12 protein-coding genes are annotated in these 13,521 nt (G+C 58.3%); 6 read left to right on the top strand and 6 right to left on the bottom strand.

The window, feature by feature from the left end:
• Positions 1–21 precede the first annotated feature (21 nt).
• The 4 genes from truA to ACXKZG_RS06795 all read right to left on the bottom strand — a co-directional run bounded on the left by truA (position 22) and on the right by ACXKZG_RS06795 (position 3,952).
• Positions 22–837 (bottom strand): tRNA pseudouridine(38-40) synthase TruA, encoded by an 816-nt coding sequence (gene truA, locus ACXKZG_RS06810; RefSeq protein WP_488875884.1) that lies wholly within the window; start codon positions 835–837, stop codon positions 22–24.
• A complete protein-coding gene (locus ACXKZG_RS06805) occupies positions 837–1,847 on the bottom strand; it encodes an aspartate-semialdehyde dehydrogenase (protein ID WP_053144321.1) in 1,011 nt (336 codons plus the stop codon). The genes truA and ACXKZG_RS06805 overlap by 1 nt, the downstream gene beginning before the upstream one ends.
• 89 nt (positions 1,848–1,936) lie before the next feature.
• Entirely contained in the window at positions 1,937–3,073 is a 1,137-nt protein-coding gene (gene pdxB, locus ACXKZG_RS06800; RefSeq protein ID WP_338574224.1) for a 4-phosphoerythronate dehydrogenase PdxB, read from the bottom strand.
• 78 nt (positions 3,074–3,151) lie between these two features.
• Entirely contained in the window at positions 3,152–3,952 is an 801-nt protein-coding gene (locus ACXKZG_RS06795) for an AraC family transcriptional regulator (protein WP_346594015.1), read from the bottom strand.
• A 99-nt stretch (positions 3,953–4,051) separates the two neighbouring features.
• Here ACXKZG_RS06795 and ACXKZG_RS06790 point away from each other — a divergent pair, with 99 nt between their 5' ends.
• Complete coding sequence (locus ACXKZG_RS06790) at positions 4,052–4,966, top strand: DMT family transporter (RefSeq protein WP_346566490.1); 915 nt, start codon at positions 4,052–4,054, stop codon at positions 4,964–4,966.
• Positions 4,967–5,170: 204 nt separating this feature from the next.
• Positions 5,171–6,208 carry a flagella biosynthesis regulator Flk gene (flk, locus tag ACXKZG_RS06785; RefSeq protein WP_013203132.1) on the top strand — a complete coding sequence of 346 codons (1,038 nt, stop codon included), beginning with the start codon at positions 5,171–5,173 and terminating at the stop codon, positions 6,206–6,208.
• Between the two features lie 3 nt (positions 6,209–6,211).
• On the opposite strand, the gene ACXKZG_RS06780 is transcribed toward flk, so the two are convergent.
• Positions 6,212–6,661: a rhodanese-like domain-containing protein gene (locus tag ACXKZG_RS06780; RefSeq protein ID WP_488875883.1), complete on the bottom strand. Its 450-nt coding sequence runs from the start codon at positions 6,659–6,661 to the stop codon at positions 6,212–6,214.
• 88 nt (positions 6,662–6,749) lie between these two features.
• Between ACXKZG_RS06780 and pdxR the strand changes: the two genes are divergently transcribed.
• A complete protein-coding gene (gene pdxR / locus ACXKZG_RS06775) occupies positions 6,750–8,183 on the top strand; it encodes a MocR-like pyridoxine biosynthesis transcription factor PdxR (protein WP_488875882.1) in 1,434 nt (477 codons plus the stop codon).
• Here the strand turns inward: pdxR and ACXKZG_RS06770 are convergent.
• Entirely contained in the window at positions 8,177–9,352 is a 1,176-nt protein-coding gene (locus tag ACXKZG_RS06770) for an MFS transporter (RefSeq protein ID WP_488875881.1), read from the bottom strand. The two genes, pdxR and ACXKZG_RS06770, sit on opposite strands and share 7 nt — an antisense overlap.
• 630 nt (positions 9,353–9,982) lie before the next feature.
• Here ACXKZG_RS06770 and ACXKZG_RS06765 point away from each other — a divergent pair.
• The 3 genes from ACXKZG_RS06765 (at position 9,983) to ACXKZG_RS06755 (ending at position 13,520) form a co-directional block, all read left to right on the top strand.
• Positions 9,983–10,969 carry an autoinducer 2 ABC transporter substrate-binding protein gene (locus ACXKZG_RS06765; RefSeq protein WP_013203136.1) on the top strand — a complete coding sequence of 329 codons (987 nt, stop codon included), beginning with the start codon at positions 9,983–9,985 and terminating at the stop codon, positions 10,967–10,969.
• A gap of 78 nt (positions 10,970–11,047) precedes the next feature.
• Positions 11,048–12,541, top strand: coding sequence for a sugar ABC transporter ATP-binding protein (locus ACXKZG_RS06760; RefSeq protein WP_013203137.1), 1,494 nt, complete (start codon positions 11,048–11,050; stop codon positions 12,539–12,541).
• Positions 12,534–13,520 (top strand): ABC transporter permease, encoded by a 987-nt coding sequence (locus ACXKZG_RS06755; protein WP_013203138.1) that lies wholly within the window; start codon positions 12,534–12,536, stop codon positions 13,518–13,520. Before ACXKZG_RS06760 ends, ACXKZG_RS06755 begins: the two co-directional genes overlap by 8 nt.
• Position 13,521 lies beyond the last annotated feature (1 nt).

Genomic DNA, 13,521 nt, shown 5'->3' with positions numbered 1-13,521 from the left:
CTTAATTCGTAAGGCTTAAAATTAATCCTCGAGGAACAATGGTCCCATCGGCGGACGTGGTAATTCAAAATGGTCAGGATAATCGACTGACACCAGGTACAGTCCTTCGGCCCGGGCAGTCGCCGCCGCCAGCGTGCGATCTTTCGCTGCCAACAGCTCTGCTATCCAGCGTTCCTGCTGATTACCACAGCCTACTTCCATCAGGCTTCCGACAATATTGCGCACCATATGGTGGACAAAGGCGTTGGCTTTAATGTCCACAATCACGTAAGCGCCAAAGCGGCTGACGTTCAGGTGGAACACTCTGCGCCACGGCGTGCGGGACTGACACTGCACGGCGCGGAATGAGGTGAAATCATTTTCGCCTAACAGGCTCTGCCCGGCCCGCTGCATCTTTTCCACATCCAGAGGATGGTAAAAGTGCGTCACGCCGCCATGCAGAATGGCCGGACGTAAACGGCGGTTATAGATGACGTAACGGTACCGGCGTGCAGTGGCGCTGAAGCGGGCATGAAAATCGTCGCTGACCGGTTTTACCCAGCGCACCGCGATATCATCGGGCAAATTTGCATTCACCCCCAGCGTCCAGGCGGCATCTTTACGCAGCGAGGTGGTTTCAAAATGCACCACCTGACCGGTGCCGTGCACGCCCGCATCGGTGCGGCCGGCACAAAACACGCTGACCGGATGGTCTGCCACTTTCGACAGCGCCTTTTCCAGCTTTTCCTGCACGCTGCGGACTTCCTGCTGCCGCTGCCAGCCATAATAGTGGCTGCCGTCATATTCAATGCCGAGCGCCAGCTTATGCGTTTGCTCCGGCAAGGCTGCTTCTGACATCAGTACATATACTCCTGAACCAGTTTCTCGGCCGTTTTCACCGCCATCAACGCGCCGCCGAAACGGACGTTGTCAGACACTGACCAGAACTGCAGCATTTCCGGCACGCCGTAATCGTTACGCACGCAGCCGATGCTCAGGTGATCGTTGCCGGAGGCATCGCCAACCTGAGTCGGGTAATCCGTTTCGTCAGACAGCGCGATATCTTCCGCCTGAAGCAGCACTTCGCGCGCCTCTTCGGCGGACATCGGACGCAGGTTTTCCAGATGGATAATCTGCGCGTTACCGTAGAACACCGGCGCCTGTACGGTAGAAACCGAGACCGGCAATCCTTCGTCCTGCAGCACTTTGCGCACCTGATCCACCAGGCGACGCTCCTGCACCACGCTACCTTCCGCATCTGGCAGTAACGGCAACATGTTAAAGGCCAGCTGACGATCGAAGAAACCGGCTTCGACCGGCAGGCCGTTCAGCAGACGGGCACTTTCACTGGCCAGGGAATCGACCGCGGCTTTGCCGTGCGCCGAGGCGGCAATCAGGCTGGTGACCTGAATGCGGCTTAAACCCGCCTGATCGACCAGCGGTTTGATGGCGCACAGCAGTTGGCTGGTCACGCTGTCAGCAACGCTGATGATATTGCGATTGCGGTAATCGCCGAGTACCTGCGGATTGACATCGGGCACCACCAGCGGCACATCCGGCTCCAGCGCGAACAGGTCGCTGCTGTCAATCACCAGGCAACCCGAGTTGGCCGCTTCTTCCGCATAGGTTGCGGAAGCTTCGCGTCCGGCGACAAAGAACGCCAGCTGTACCTGCGACCAGTCAAAATCTTTCGCATCCGTCACCAGCACGGATTTGCCATCAAAACGCAGGGTTTCGCCCGCGCTGCGTTCGCTGGCCAGCAAATGCAGTTCACCAACCGGGAACTGGCGTTCCGCCAGCAGTTCCAGTAAAGCTCGCCCTACTGCGCCTGTAGCGCCCAATAGCGCAATGTTCCAGCCGTCAGACATGTTGGTTAACTCCAGAAATGAAACAAAAAGAGAAGGCGGTGTTCACACCGCCCGAAGAATAAGACTATGAACTAAGGCTTATCCTAACCTTAGGTTGCCGGCTGAAAAACGGCGTTGAATCCGAGTTTTTTCAGCAACGCCGCGACCGGCTCCACGTCGCACTGCACCTGCAGTGACGACCATTCGCGACGTTCCAGATAATTCTTACGCAGGCGATCAAATTCGCCTGGGATTGCGGCCACGGCTCGCAGCGGCGCATCATCGCGGCGCACATCATACACCAGATGCACCAGTCTTTTTAGCGTTGGCTGATCCAGCTCGCCATGCAGGGTGATCTGACCAAACTCAGGGGCCGGCAACAGCGTGTCCAGCGCCACCTGTTGGGGCTCACCCAGGAACGCCGTCCAGGCTTCAAATACCTGCGTGGTGCCGCGCGCCTTGCCTTCCAGCGTATAGCCAGCAATGTGCGCGGTGGCGATGTCCACTTTAGCCAGCAGCGGCAGAGACAGCTCGGGTTCCGGCTCCCAGACGTCAAGGATCACGCTCAGATCGTCACGCTGTTCCAGTACCTTCAGCAGCGCGGCGTTATCAACAACCGGGCCACGACAGGCGTTGATCAGGATGGTGCCCGGCTTCAGCGCCTTCAGCAGCGCTTCGTCAGCAAGGTGCAGCGTTTTATAGTCACCCTGCTTATACAGCGGCGTATGGAAAGTCAGGATATCGGCGTCGGCCACCAGCGTGGAGAGCGGCAGAAACTCGCCGTCATCACCGCGATCGGCACGCGGCGGATCGCACAGCAGGGTTTTGATCCCCAGCGCTTCAAGGCGAGCCTGCAAACGGCCACCCACGTTACCCACGCCGACGATACCGACCGTGCGGTCCTTCAACAGGAAGCCGTCACGCTCAGCCAACAACAGCAGAGAAGAGAACACGTATTCCACCACGGCAATCGCATTGCAGCCAGGCGCCGCAGAGAAGGCAATGCCCTGCTCCTGCAGAAACGCCTCATCAATATGATCCGTACCGGCGGTGGCGGTACCGACAAATTTCACCGGTTTGCCGCTCAGCAGTTCCGCGTTCACTTTGGTGACGGAACGCACCATCAAACCATCCGCATCGTCCAGCTCGGCCTGCGGCACAGGACGGCCCGGCACGGCAACCACGGTTCCGGTGCGGCTGAACAGCTCGCGGGCGTAAGGCATATTTTCATCAACGAGGATTTTCACTGTCGTGTTCCTGCTTGGGTCGGGTGGGGCAATATTCTGCCATAAACCCGCGGGCCGGATAACCCTCAGGTGCGGTGATTAGGATGTTGTCCGTTTACAAGGCCGTAAAGCGTGGCGATAGCGCTCCGGCGTGGTGCCAGACTGCTGCTGAAACATGACAATCAATGCCGAGGCGGAGTTGTACCCCAGATCCAGTGCCGTCTCCTGCACGGTCTTTCCCTGTTCCAACAGCGAGATGGCATGCAGAAAGCGCAGACGTTGCCGCCATTCGCTAAACGACATCCCCAGCTGTGCCTGGCAGCGCCGCGACAGCGTGCGCTCGGTGGTGAACACGCGCGTCGCCCACTGCGCCAGCGTGGTGTTATCCGCCGGATCCTGTTCTAACGCCAGCAATACCGGCGACAGGATTTTATCGTCGGAGGTCGGCAGATAACTCTCCTGCTCTTCCGCCAGCTTGAGTTGATCCAACAGCACCCCGCACAGTCGTCGATCTTCCTCACTGGCAGGCACCGAGACGGCGCGCTGCGCGAAGTCCTCCATGATCGCCTTGACGATCGGATTGACGTTCAGCAGGCAGGCGCTGGTGGGCAGGCCCGCGCAGAATTCCGCCGCCACGTTAAAGGTGTAGAAAAAAGCCTGTTTCGGATTAAAGCTGGTGTGTTCGACCCCTGGCGGGATCCAGATCGGGATCGCGGTGGGCGTCAGCAGGCGCTGTCCCGCCACCTGCATTTGTAGCACGTTGCTCTGGACAAAAATAACCTGTCCCCAGACGTGCGTATGCGGCAAATATTCGGTATTGGCGTTGGCATGCTCATAACGAAAGAAGTAGTGCAGGCTGCTGGCATCCAGCGGGGCGGTGTAGGTAATTTGCGCGATCATTCTGTCCGGTCAGTAACGGTTATTGTCCGATATTCACTATCTGTCTTTAATGCGACAAGCGTACACTGTTTCCTCTGGCTTCCCAACCTGGTTTTATCGATGAATTTTCTGTTTCCCCTGCTGGCCGTGCTGATCTGGTCAGTGAACGCCATCGTCAGCAAAGTGTCGGCTGGCGCGATCGATCCTGCGGCGATCTCCTTCTATCGCTGGCTGCTGGCGTTGCTGACCCTGACGCCCTTTGTGCTGCCTTCCGTCTGGCGTAACCGTCAGCAGATCCTCAAGGTGTGGTGGAAACTGTTGGTCCTCGGCCTGCTGGGCATGGTGCTGTATCAGAGCCTGGCCTATTACGCCGCGCATAGCGTGACCGCGCTGTTTATGGGCATCCTCAATGCGCTGATCCCGCTGTTAACGGTGTTAATCAGCATTGTGCTGCTGCGGGTGGCACCGACGGTGGGCATCGTTATCGGCAGCCTGCTGTCGTTTGGCGGTCTGGTGTGGTTGGTCAGCCAGGGGCATCCGCAACAGCTGCTGTCGCACGGCATGGGCCAGGGCGAACTGATGATGTTCGCCGCCTCAACATCCTATGCGCTGTATGGCGTGCTGACCAAACGCTGGGCAATCCCACTGCCTAACTGGCAGAGTTTGTATGTGCAGATTGTGTTTGGCGTGCTGATGCTGTTACCGAACTTCCTGATGGCGAAGGACGTTTCGCTTAACCTGCACAACATTCCGCTGGTGCTGTTTGCCGGTCTGTTCGCCTCAATCCTCGCCCCGTTCCTGTGGATCCACGGCGTGATGCGGATGGGTGCCAACACCGCGACCATCTTTATGAATCTGGCGCCGATTTTTACCGCCATTATCGCCGTGCTGTTCCTGCATGAGCAGCTGCACAGCTATCACTATATCGGCGGTGGCATCACCCTGCTGGGCGTGATCCTGGCACAGCGTCTTCGCACCCCGTTACGGGTGAAGAAAACCGCAACGGTCGACCCCGTTTTGCCCAGGGCTGAATGAGCGGGTAATCCCCCGAAACCTGACCGTCGCTGAGTGAATCATTAAGGCCGGAGATTTCCGGCCTTTTCTTTCTCTTGTGCCGATAAATTATTTCCCGCTGCCATGCCCTCGCCACTACCTATCACCGGGCGGGATTGTTATCATAGCCAATCATACTTTCTCCGGCGTGCCCCGGATGTTGACCTTTCAGTGAAGGATTTTGTCATGCAACCTCTTAGCGGCCCCGGTGCGCCGATCCCCGGCGACCGGACGACGGTCGATGCCAAACCTGGCACCACCCGCCCAGGCCCGGGAGATCAACCCTTATCACCCGCACAGCGCACCACGCTGGAAAGGCTGATCGTCAAAATCATGTCGCTGAGTTCGCTGAAGTCGCCTGAACTGTGGGCCGGAATGCGCCACGAAGTGGGAGTGAAAAACGATGCGGGTTTGCTGTCGCGCCATTTTCCGGCAGCGGAGCAGTTTCTCAATACGCGCCTGTCGCAGGTACAGAACACCCATGCGACCCGCCAGCTGTTCCAGCAGTTGACCGATCTGCTGCCGCAGGGAAATAACCGCCAGGCGGTCAGTGACTTTATCCGCCAGCAGTTTGGCCACACGGTGCTCAGCTCGCTGAACCCGGACCAGCTGCGCCAGGTGCTGACCATGTTGCAGAACGGCCAGATGGCCATTCCTCAACCGCAGCAGAGTCGCGTGTCCGATCGCACCCTGCTTCCGGCAGAGCATCACACCCTCAATCAGCAGATTTCCCGCCTGGCTGCCGCCACCGGCGAACAGCCGGTCAAGCTGTGGGCGTCGGCGATGAAGATGGTGAATTTGCACAGCGGCGATCCCATCCCGTCACGCCTTTATCCGCTGCTGACGCAATACCTGCAGGCCAGCCAGACGCTGAGCCAGCATCCGGCCCCGACCTTACCGATGCTGTTAGCCTCGCTAAAAGTGCCGCCGGACCATGCCGAGCAACGCCTGCTGGAAGATGCCAGCCAGCAACGTTTCCAGCAGCCACCGCTGGCGGTGCTGACCACCTCGCAGGCGCAGGATCTGATGAACCTGCTGTTTGCCCGTCGTGCGGAACGCCTGCGCGAGCAGCTGCTGCCGGACAGCGAAATCAACCCTCAGCCGATTGTCGCTCCGCTGTCTGGCAACCTGCCGCCCGTGCTGCAGCCGCTGGTCAATCGTCCGGTCTTCACCGCCTTTGCGGTGCTGGTGCTGATTGTTTTCCTGATGTGGATTTTCCTCTAAGCCTTAGCAGCCGCAATCCTCAGGCGTTGTCTGCACAGGCCATTCGCCTGCGGCTTCTCCCTGCGTGACCGGATGCCGGTCACGCCGCCAGAAATCCAGCCCGCCGATTAACTCTTTCACCCGAAATCCCGCCGCCGCCAGCTTCCAGGCCCCCTTGGTCGATCCGTTACAGCCAATGCCATCACAATAGGTGACGTACACGTTGTCGCTGTTCAGCTGTGACAAGGTTTCCGCCGTCATCGTGCGGTGTGGAAAGCTGACTGCACCGCAGATATGTCCGGCCTGATATTGCTCAGCAGAGCGCGTATCCAGCACCACAATGTCGCTGATACCGCGCGCTAAATCCTGCGCCACATCCCAGGCATCGGCGTAATACGCCAGCTTATCCCTGAGCCACGCCTCGCTTGTCGCTGCTGAAGGTGGCGGAAACTGTAAAACGGCTGATTGAGACATGCTAACTCCTGAGCATTGGGTGAACGCTGATGATACGATGAATGGGCCTTAGCGATAGTACCCATTCAGAGGAGAGGATAAGACCATTATGCCGCACGCCACGGTTGCCATTATTCAGCTGTTTGACTCGCTACAGGCCCAGACCAAACGGGAAAAGCTCTGCAGCACCTTGCGCCAGCTGATCCGCAGCGGCATGTTGACCAGTGGCGAGCGCCTGCCTTCCTCCCGCCTGCTGGCGAGTGATTTGGCGCTGTCCAGAATTACGGTTGAGGCGGCTTACGCGCAGCTTGAAAGTGAAGGCTATCTGCAACGCCAGATTGGAAAAGGCACCTTCGTGTCGGTGAGTCTGGCAGACCATCCGCCACGCAAAAAACCGCCTGAGCCGATGGCGGCCACGCTTTCCGCCCGTGGCAACCGCATCGTGGCCACCGGCGGTTGCCAGGATCCGCTGTTTCCGCAGGCGTTTGCCGCCGGTTCCCCTGACCTGCACGCCTTTCCTCATGCCATCTGGCGCAGGCTGGTGGGTCAGCGCCTGCGGCACGCGCCGGAAGAGATGATGCGCTATGGTCATCCGCAGGGTTTGCCGCTGCTGCAGCACGCGGTGGCCCGCTACCTTGCACAGTCACGCGGCGTGCGCTGCGAACCGGAGCAGGTGATGATCCTCACCAGCTCCCAGCAGGCGCTGCAAATGCTGGCGCTGCTATTGTGCGATGCGGGTGATACCGTCTGGCTTGAGGAGCCCGGCTACAGCGGTGCCCGCAATGCTTTTATCAGCGCCGGCGCCAACGTCATCCCGATGCCGCTGGATGAAGAAGGAGCAACGATACCCGATAAAAAAGCCGCCAGGCTGGTGTATCTGACCCCTTCCCATCAGTATCCCACCGGCGTGGCGATGACGCTCCAGCGCCGCCTGCAGTGGCTGGCTTTGGCCCGCCGCGAAGGCTGCTGGTTGCTGGAAGACGATTACGACAGTGAATTTTATTACCAGGATCAGCCGATGCCCGCGCTACAAGGGCTGGATGACAGCAATCGGGTGCTGTATCTCGGCACCTTCTCTAAAGTGCTGTTCCCTTCACTGCGGCTGGCGTATCTGGTGGTGCCGCCTTCGCTGGTTGATCCGCTGTCTAAGCTGCGCAGCGTGATGGACGGTCACAGTGCCCAACTGATGCAGGCCGTCACCGCCGATTTTATCAATAACGGCCATTTTCAGGCGCACCTGCGGCTGATGCGCAAGCTCTACGCCAGCCGCAGAGCATTATTACTGGAGCAATTAGCCAGCAAGCTGGGCGATAACCTGGTGCCGCTAAGCCACAGCAGCGGGCTGCAGCTGGCGGTGACGCTGCCGAAAGGTGGAGAAGCGCGATTGACTGAGGAAGCGTTGCAACGGGGGATAATCCTGCCGCGCCTGTCGCCGTTATATTCCGCAAACGCGCAGCAGGAAGGATGGATATTAGGCTTCTCTGCCCTGCAACGGGCAGAGATTATTCAGGCGGTAGAGAAGCTGGCGAAGCTGCGTTATTGATTGCGGGCAAAATTCAGCGTCACGGCGATACCCAACAGGGCGCAGACGGCGCCGGCCAGATACACCGAGCCGTAGCCCAGCGAGGTGGCCAGCAGACCGGTTAACGGGCCGCTGGCACCGTAGGCGATATCCTGAAAGGCTGAGAATCCTCCCAGCGCCGTACCGCGCACCTGTGGCGCAACGCGCTTAACCACCTCCACGCCCAGTGAAGGGAACACCAGCGAACAGCCGCTACCGGTCAGCGCCGCACCCAGCAACGCCATCCACGCCGAGGTGGATAAGCCCAGCACCATCAGGCCAACCGCTTCCACCGTCAGTGAAATCAGCGCCACTTTCAAACCGCCAAGGCGGTCCGGCATCCAGCCAAACAGAATGCGCACCAGCACAAACGAAAGGCCAAATGCGGTCAGGGCAAAACCGGCATTCCCCCACTGCTGGCTGGCGAAATAGAGCGAGGTGAAGGTGCCGATCACCGCAAAGCCCACGCCCTGCAACGCCAGCCCAAAACCTGGAGAAAGGATCTGCCCCACCACCGTCCACAACGAAGGACGCTCGCCGCCGTGGGTGGGCACCGGCTTGACCCAAACGTTAAACAGCAGCGCGACAACGGGCAGGATCATGGTGGCAATGCCCATCGCCATAAAGCCCCATTTGTCATGCAGCATCAGGCCCAACGGGGCGCCCGCCGCCAGCGCGCCATAGATGGCCATGCCATTCCACGACATCACCTGGCCGGAACGTTTCGGGCCAACCAGCCCCATTCCCCAGGTCAGGTTGCCGGTCAGCAGCTGGCTTTCTCCAAAGCCCAGCAGTAAACGCCCTACCACCAGCAGCGCAAACTTACCCATCACCGGCAACGGCAGCACCGCCGCCAGCACATACGCCAGTCCGACCAGCGTACAGGCGAGCATGCCCTGTAACACCGAGCGTTTGGCACCGCGCTGATCCGCCAGCCTGCCGGCATAGCCGCGCGTCAGTAAGGTCGCAAAAAACTGAATACCGACCGCGACCCCGACCATCACGTTATTCAGTCCCAGCTCCTGATGCACGAACAGCGGGATCACCGGCAAGGCGAGGCCGGCAGTCAGATAGGTGAGGAACACGGCAAAAGAGATGCTCGCCAGCGAGGTGGTTGGCTTAGCTGAGCGTTCAGAAAGTGTTGTCGACATGGTTGTCCTTGTTTTACGTAAGGGTTCGCCGGTTCAGACGCGCCCAAAAGTGCCATTGCCGGAGCAATGCCAGGGGCGCGTTGTTTGACGTTAGACGCTTACGCAACATCGTGGCGACGTTGAGGGGAGTAATCTTGAGTGGAAAGTGTGGAGGAAAGTCCGCCAACCGTCAACGTTTGTAAACGGGACGACTGTAAGCGAATTACGTCGGAAATTACCGGGAAATTGGGCCAATCTTGGGCTTGTTTGCCCTTCAACTGCGAAAAAACTCACACTTCCTGCATATCAAATGCGCACGGGCGTCAACAGTTGGCCATTTTTGAATCAGACCGTTAGCCTTGCCAGCAAATTGTTAATGAAAAGATATCAAATCATCTAAATTTAACAAAATAAAAACATTATTTTGGCGTATAAATCCAATATTTATAATTAAATAACAATTATTTAACTATATTTACGCTAAATTTTAACTAAAAAAGTCAGCGATCACACTTCACTCAGCTGGCTGCCAGAGTCCTGAAAATTGCTTGCTATCTTGCTCCGGTGGCTAACGCCATATCTGACCACTATAAGCTCGCGCCTGGCGGGTAACGAAAGCGGAGAGTCCGCGCCCTACAATAAGGTATTGCTATGAAATTCAACGTCGCATTACTCAATGCATGTGTGGTTTCTGCCTGCATGCTGTTTACAACACCCTCCTTCTCAGCTGAAAAACATGATATCGCTGTGGTGGCGAAAGTCACCGGCATTCCCTGGTTTACCCGCATGGAAGTGGGCGTGAAAGAAGCCGCCACCAAGCTTGACGTCAATGCCTATCAGGTCGGCGGTTCAACGCCCGATCCGGCGCAGCAGGTGAAGGTGATTGAAGATCTGATCGCCAAAAAAGTCGATGCCATTATCGTGGTGCCAAACGATGCCAAGGTGCTGGAGCCGGTGCTGAAGAAGGCCCGCGATCAGGGCATCGTGGTGTTGACCCATGAATCCCCGGATCAGCCGATTGGTCAGTGGGATGTGGAAACCATCGACAGCCAGAAATATGCCGAAAAGAACATGGATGAGCTGGCCAGTGCGATGGGCGGCAAAGGCGGTTACGCGATTTATGTCGGATCGCTGACCGTGCCACTGCATAACGCCTGGGCTGACGCCGCCATCAAATACCAGAAACAGAAATACCCGGATATGCATGAAGTCACTTCCCGCCTGCCTGTGGCGGAGAGTATTGATAAATCCTACGCCACCACCCTCGATCTGATGCGCACCTACCCTGACCTGAAAGGGATCATCGGCTTTGGCTCGCTCGGCCCGATTGGTGCCGGTCAGGCGGTGAAAAGCAAACGGGCGAAAAACAAAATTGCCGTAGTGGGTATCGCGATGCCAGCGCAGGCCGCGCCGTACCTGGCGTCTGGCGACATCAAAAAAGCGCTGCTGTGGGACCCGAAAGATGCCGGCTTTGCGCTGGTGAGTCTGGCCGACCAGATTCTGGATGGCAAACAGGTCACGCCTGACCTGACTATCGATGGCCTCGGTAAAGCCGATGTGGATATGAAAACCCATGTGATCCGCTTCAACCGCATTCTGGAAGTGACCAAAGATAACGCCAAAACGCTCGGATTCTGATGGCTGGGCCCGGCCGGTCACATCGGTGACCGGCAAGCGGGCCGCCTGCGGCTACAGTCCCTACGGTGAGTAAATTCTATGTCGCAAACCTTTCTCTCTCTCGACCATATCAGCAAATCCTTTCCTGGCGTTCAGGCGCTGGATAACATCAGCCTGACGCTGAATAAGGGCGAAGTCCACTGCCTGGCCGGACAAAACGGCTGCGGGAAAAGCACGCTGATTAAAGTGATTTCCGGGGTGTATCAGCCCGATAAAGGCTCGCACATTGGCATCAATGGCAAGCTGTTCAACCATCTCAGCCCTTCCCTGTCGGCCTTTTACGGCGTGCAGGTGATTTATCAGGATCTGTCGCTGTTTCCCAATCTGACGGTGGCAGAGAATATCGCCGTGCATCGCTATCTGCCCGGCGGTGGCTTCTGGGTAAAAAGAGCGGCAATGCGCAAACTGGCGGTCGATACCCTGCAACGCATTGGTGTGACGCTGGATCCGGACCGCAAAGTCGAAAAGCTGTCGATTGCCGATCGCCAGTTAGTGGCTATCTGTCGCGCGCTGGCCGCGGATGCCAGTCTGGTGATCATGGATGAGCCCACCGCTTCCCTGACCCGGCATGAAGTCAATGGCCTGCTGCGGGTGGTCAACGAGCTGAAAGCCGCCGGGATCTGCGTAGTGTTTGTCAGCCATAAGCTGGATGAAGTCATGGAAGTGGCGGACCGCATCAGCGTGATGCGCGACGGCAAACTGGTGGGAACCTTCCCGGCCAGCGAGCTGAACAGCGACGAACTGGCGTTCCTGATGACCGGGCAACGCTTTGCCTTCAGCCATCTGCCTGAACGGGCCGATAAAAGCGAAACGCCCCTGCTGGAAGTGCGCAACCTGTCGCGCAAAGGCCAGTATCAGTCGATCAATCTGAGCCTGCGCCGGGGTGAGATTACCTCAATTGTTGGCCTGCTCGGGGCCGGACGCACCGAGCTGTGCCTGTCCCTGTTTGGCATGACCCAGCCAGACAGTGGTGAAATCTGCGTTGAGGGCCAGCCGGTCAGCCTGCGCAGCAACCGGGATGCGATCCGCCACGGTATTGCCTATGTTTCCGAAGATCGGCAAACCCAGGGGCTGGTGATGCAGCAATCTATTTTCGACAACATGCTGGTGCCGATTTTTAACCGGCTGCATAACCGTGCCGGGCTGATGGACCAGAAAAAGGCCCGTCATCAGGTCGCCACCCTGATCCGCGAACTGAATATCAAGGTGTCGGACAGCCAGCTGCCGGTGCAAACCCTGTCCGGCGGCAATGCGCAGCGCGTGGCCATCGCCAAATGGGTGGCGACCCATCCGAAAGTGCTGATCCTTGACTCGCCCACCGTCGGCGTCGATATCGCCAATAAAGAAGGGATCTACCGGATTGCCCGCGATCTTGCCGAATCCGGCATGGCCGTGTTGATGATTTGCGATGAGATCCCGGAAGCGTATTACAACAGCCATCGCGTACTGGTGATGCGGAAAGGCGAACTGGTCGCCAGTTTTGCGCCGCACCAGTGCCAGGAAGACGAGATTGCCGGGGTGGTCAATGAATAACAAATTACGACATCTGATCGGCCACCATGAGTTCTGGCTGGGGATGCTGATCCTGCTGCTGGCTGCGGGCCTCAGCCTGCGCTCCAGCGAGTTTTTAACGCTCGGTAACCTGACCGATGTCGCCACCAGCTATGCCATCCTCGGTATTCTGGCCTGCGGCCTGTTTGTGGTGCTGATCGCCGGCGGGATCGACATTTCCTTCCCGGCCATGACCGCGATTGCGCAGTACGCAATGGCCAGTACCCTGCTGGCGCACGGCGGCAACTTCGTGACGATCTTCGCGATTGCCATGGGGTGCGGGCTGCTGCTGGGGCTGATCAATGGCGCGCTGGTCTACTTCTTACGCGTTCCGGCGATCATCATCACTATTGCCACGCTCAACCTGTTCTATGGCCTGCTGGTGTGGTTTACCGATGGCACCTGGCTGTACGGTTTCCCCGAGTGGTTTATGAACGGCATCAACTGGTTCTCTTTCACGGCCGCCGATGGCTATGAATACGGGCTGACGCTGCCGCTTTTATGCCTGCTGGCGGTGTTTGTGCTGACCGGCGTGCTGATGCGCTATACCCGGCTGGGACGGCAGATTTATGCGATGGGCGGCAACCGCGAATCCGCTTCCCGGCTGGGCATGAACCTGCTGACGCTGCACTTTTACGTCTACGGCTATATGGGACTGCTGGCCGGTGTTGCCGCCATCGTTCAGGCGCAGACCACCCAGTCAGTCGCGCCCAATTCGCTGGTCGGCTATGAACTCACGGTGCTGGCCGCCGTGGTTCTCGGCGGCACCAGCATGACCGGCGGCCGCGGCTCCTTATTCGGCACGCTGCTGGGGGTGCTGCTGTTGGCCTTCCTGCAAAATGGCCTGACGCTGCTCGCCGTCTCCTCTTACTGGCATATGGTGTTTAGCGGGCTGATTATTCTGGTCAGCATCAGCGCCACCGCGTGGAATGAAAAACGCAAACTGGCGAAGGGGATGTGAA

Source organism: Erwinia sp. 2186 (assembly GCF_057812255.1).
This window is presented reverse-complemented; position numbering and strand designations above follow the sequence as displayed.

Excerpts from the sequence above, each read along its gene's own strand:
- ACXKZG_RS06795 (WP_346594015.1), bottom strand. The coding sequence starts at position 3,952 with ATGATCGCGCAAATTACCTACACCGCCCCGCTGGATGCCAGCAGCCTG.
- pdxR (WP_488875882.1), top strand. The coding sequence starts at position 6,750 with ATGCCGCACGCCACGGTTGCCATTATTCAGCTGTTTGACTCGCTACAG.
- ACXKZG_RS06780 (WP_488875883.1), bottom strand. The coding sequence starts at position 6,661 with ATGTCTCAATCAGCCGTTTTACAGTTTCCGCCACCTTCAGCAGCGACA.
- ACXKZG_RS06790 (WP_346566490.1), top strand. The coding sequence starts at position 4,052 with ATGAATTTTCTGTTTCCCCTGCTGGCCGTGCTGATCTGGTCAGTGAAC.
- flk (WP_013203132.1), top strand. The coding sequence starts at position 5,171 with ATGCAACCTCTTAGCGGCCCCGGTGCGCCGATCCCCGGCGACCGGACG.
- ACXKZG_RS06765 (WP_013203136.1), top strand. The coding sequence starts at position 9,983 with ATGAAATTCAACGTCGCATTACTCAATGCATGTGTGGTTTCTGCCTGC.
- ACXKZG_RS06805 (WP_053144321.1), bottom strand. The coding sequence starts at position 1,847 with ATGTCTGACGGCTGGAACATTGCGCTATTGGGCGCTACAGGCGCAGTA.
- truA (WP_488875884.1), bottom strand. The coding sequence starts at position 837 with ATGTCAGAAGCAGCCTTGCCGGAGCAAACGCATAAGCTGGCGCTCGGC.
- ACXKZG_RS06770 (WP_488875881.1), bottom strand. The coding sequence starts at position 9,352 with ATGTCGACAACACTTTCTGAACGCTCAGCTAAGCCAACCACCTCGCTG.
- ACXKZG_RS06755 (WP_013203138.1), top strand. The coding sequence starts at position 12,534 with ATGAATAACAAATTACGACATCTGATCGGCCACCATGAGTTCTGGCTG.
- ACXKZG_RS06760 (WP_013203137.1), top strand. The coding sequence starts at position 11,048 with ATGTCGCAAACCTTTCTCTCTCTCGACCATATCAGCAAATCCTTTCCT.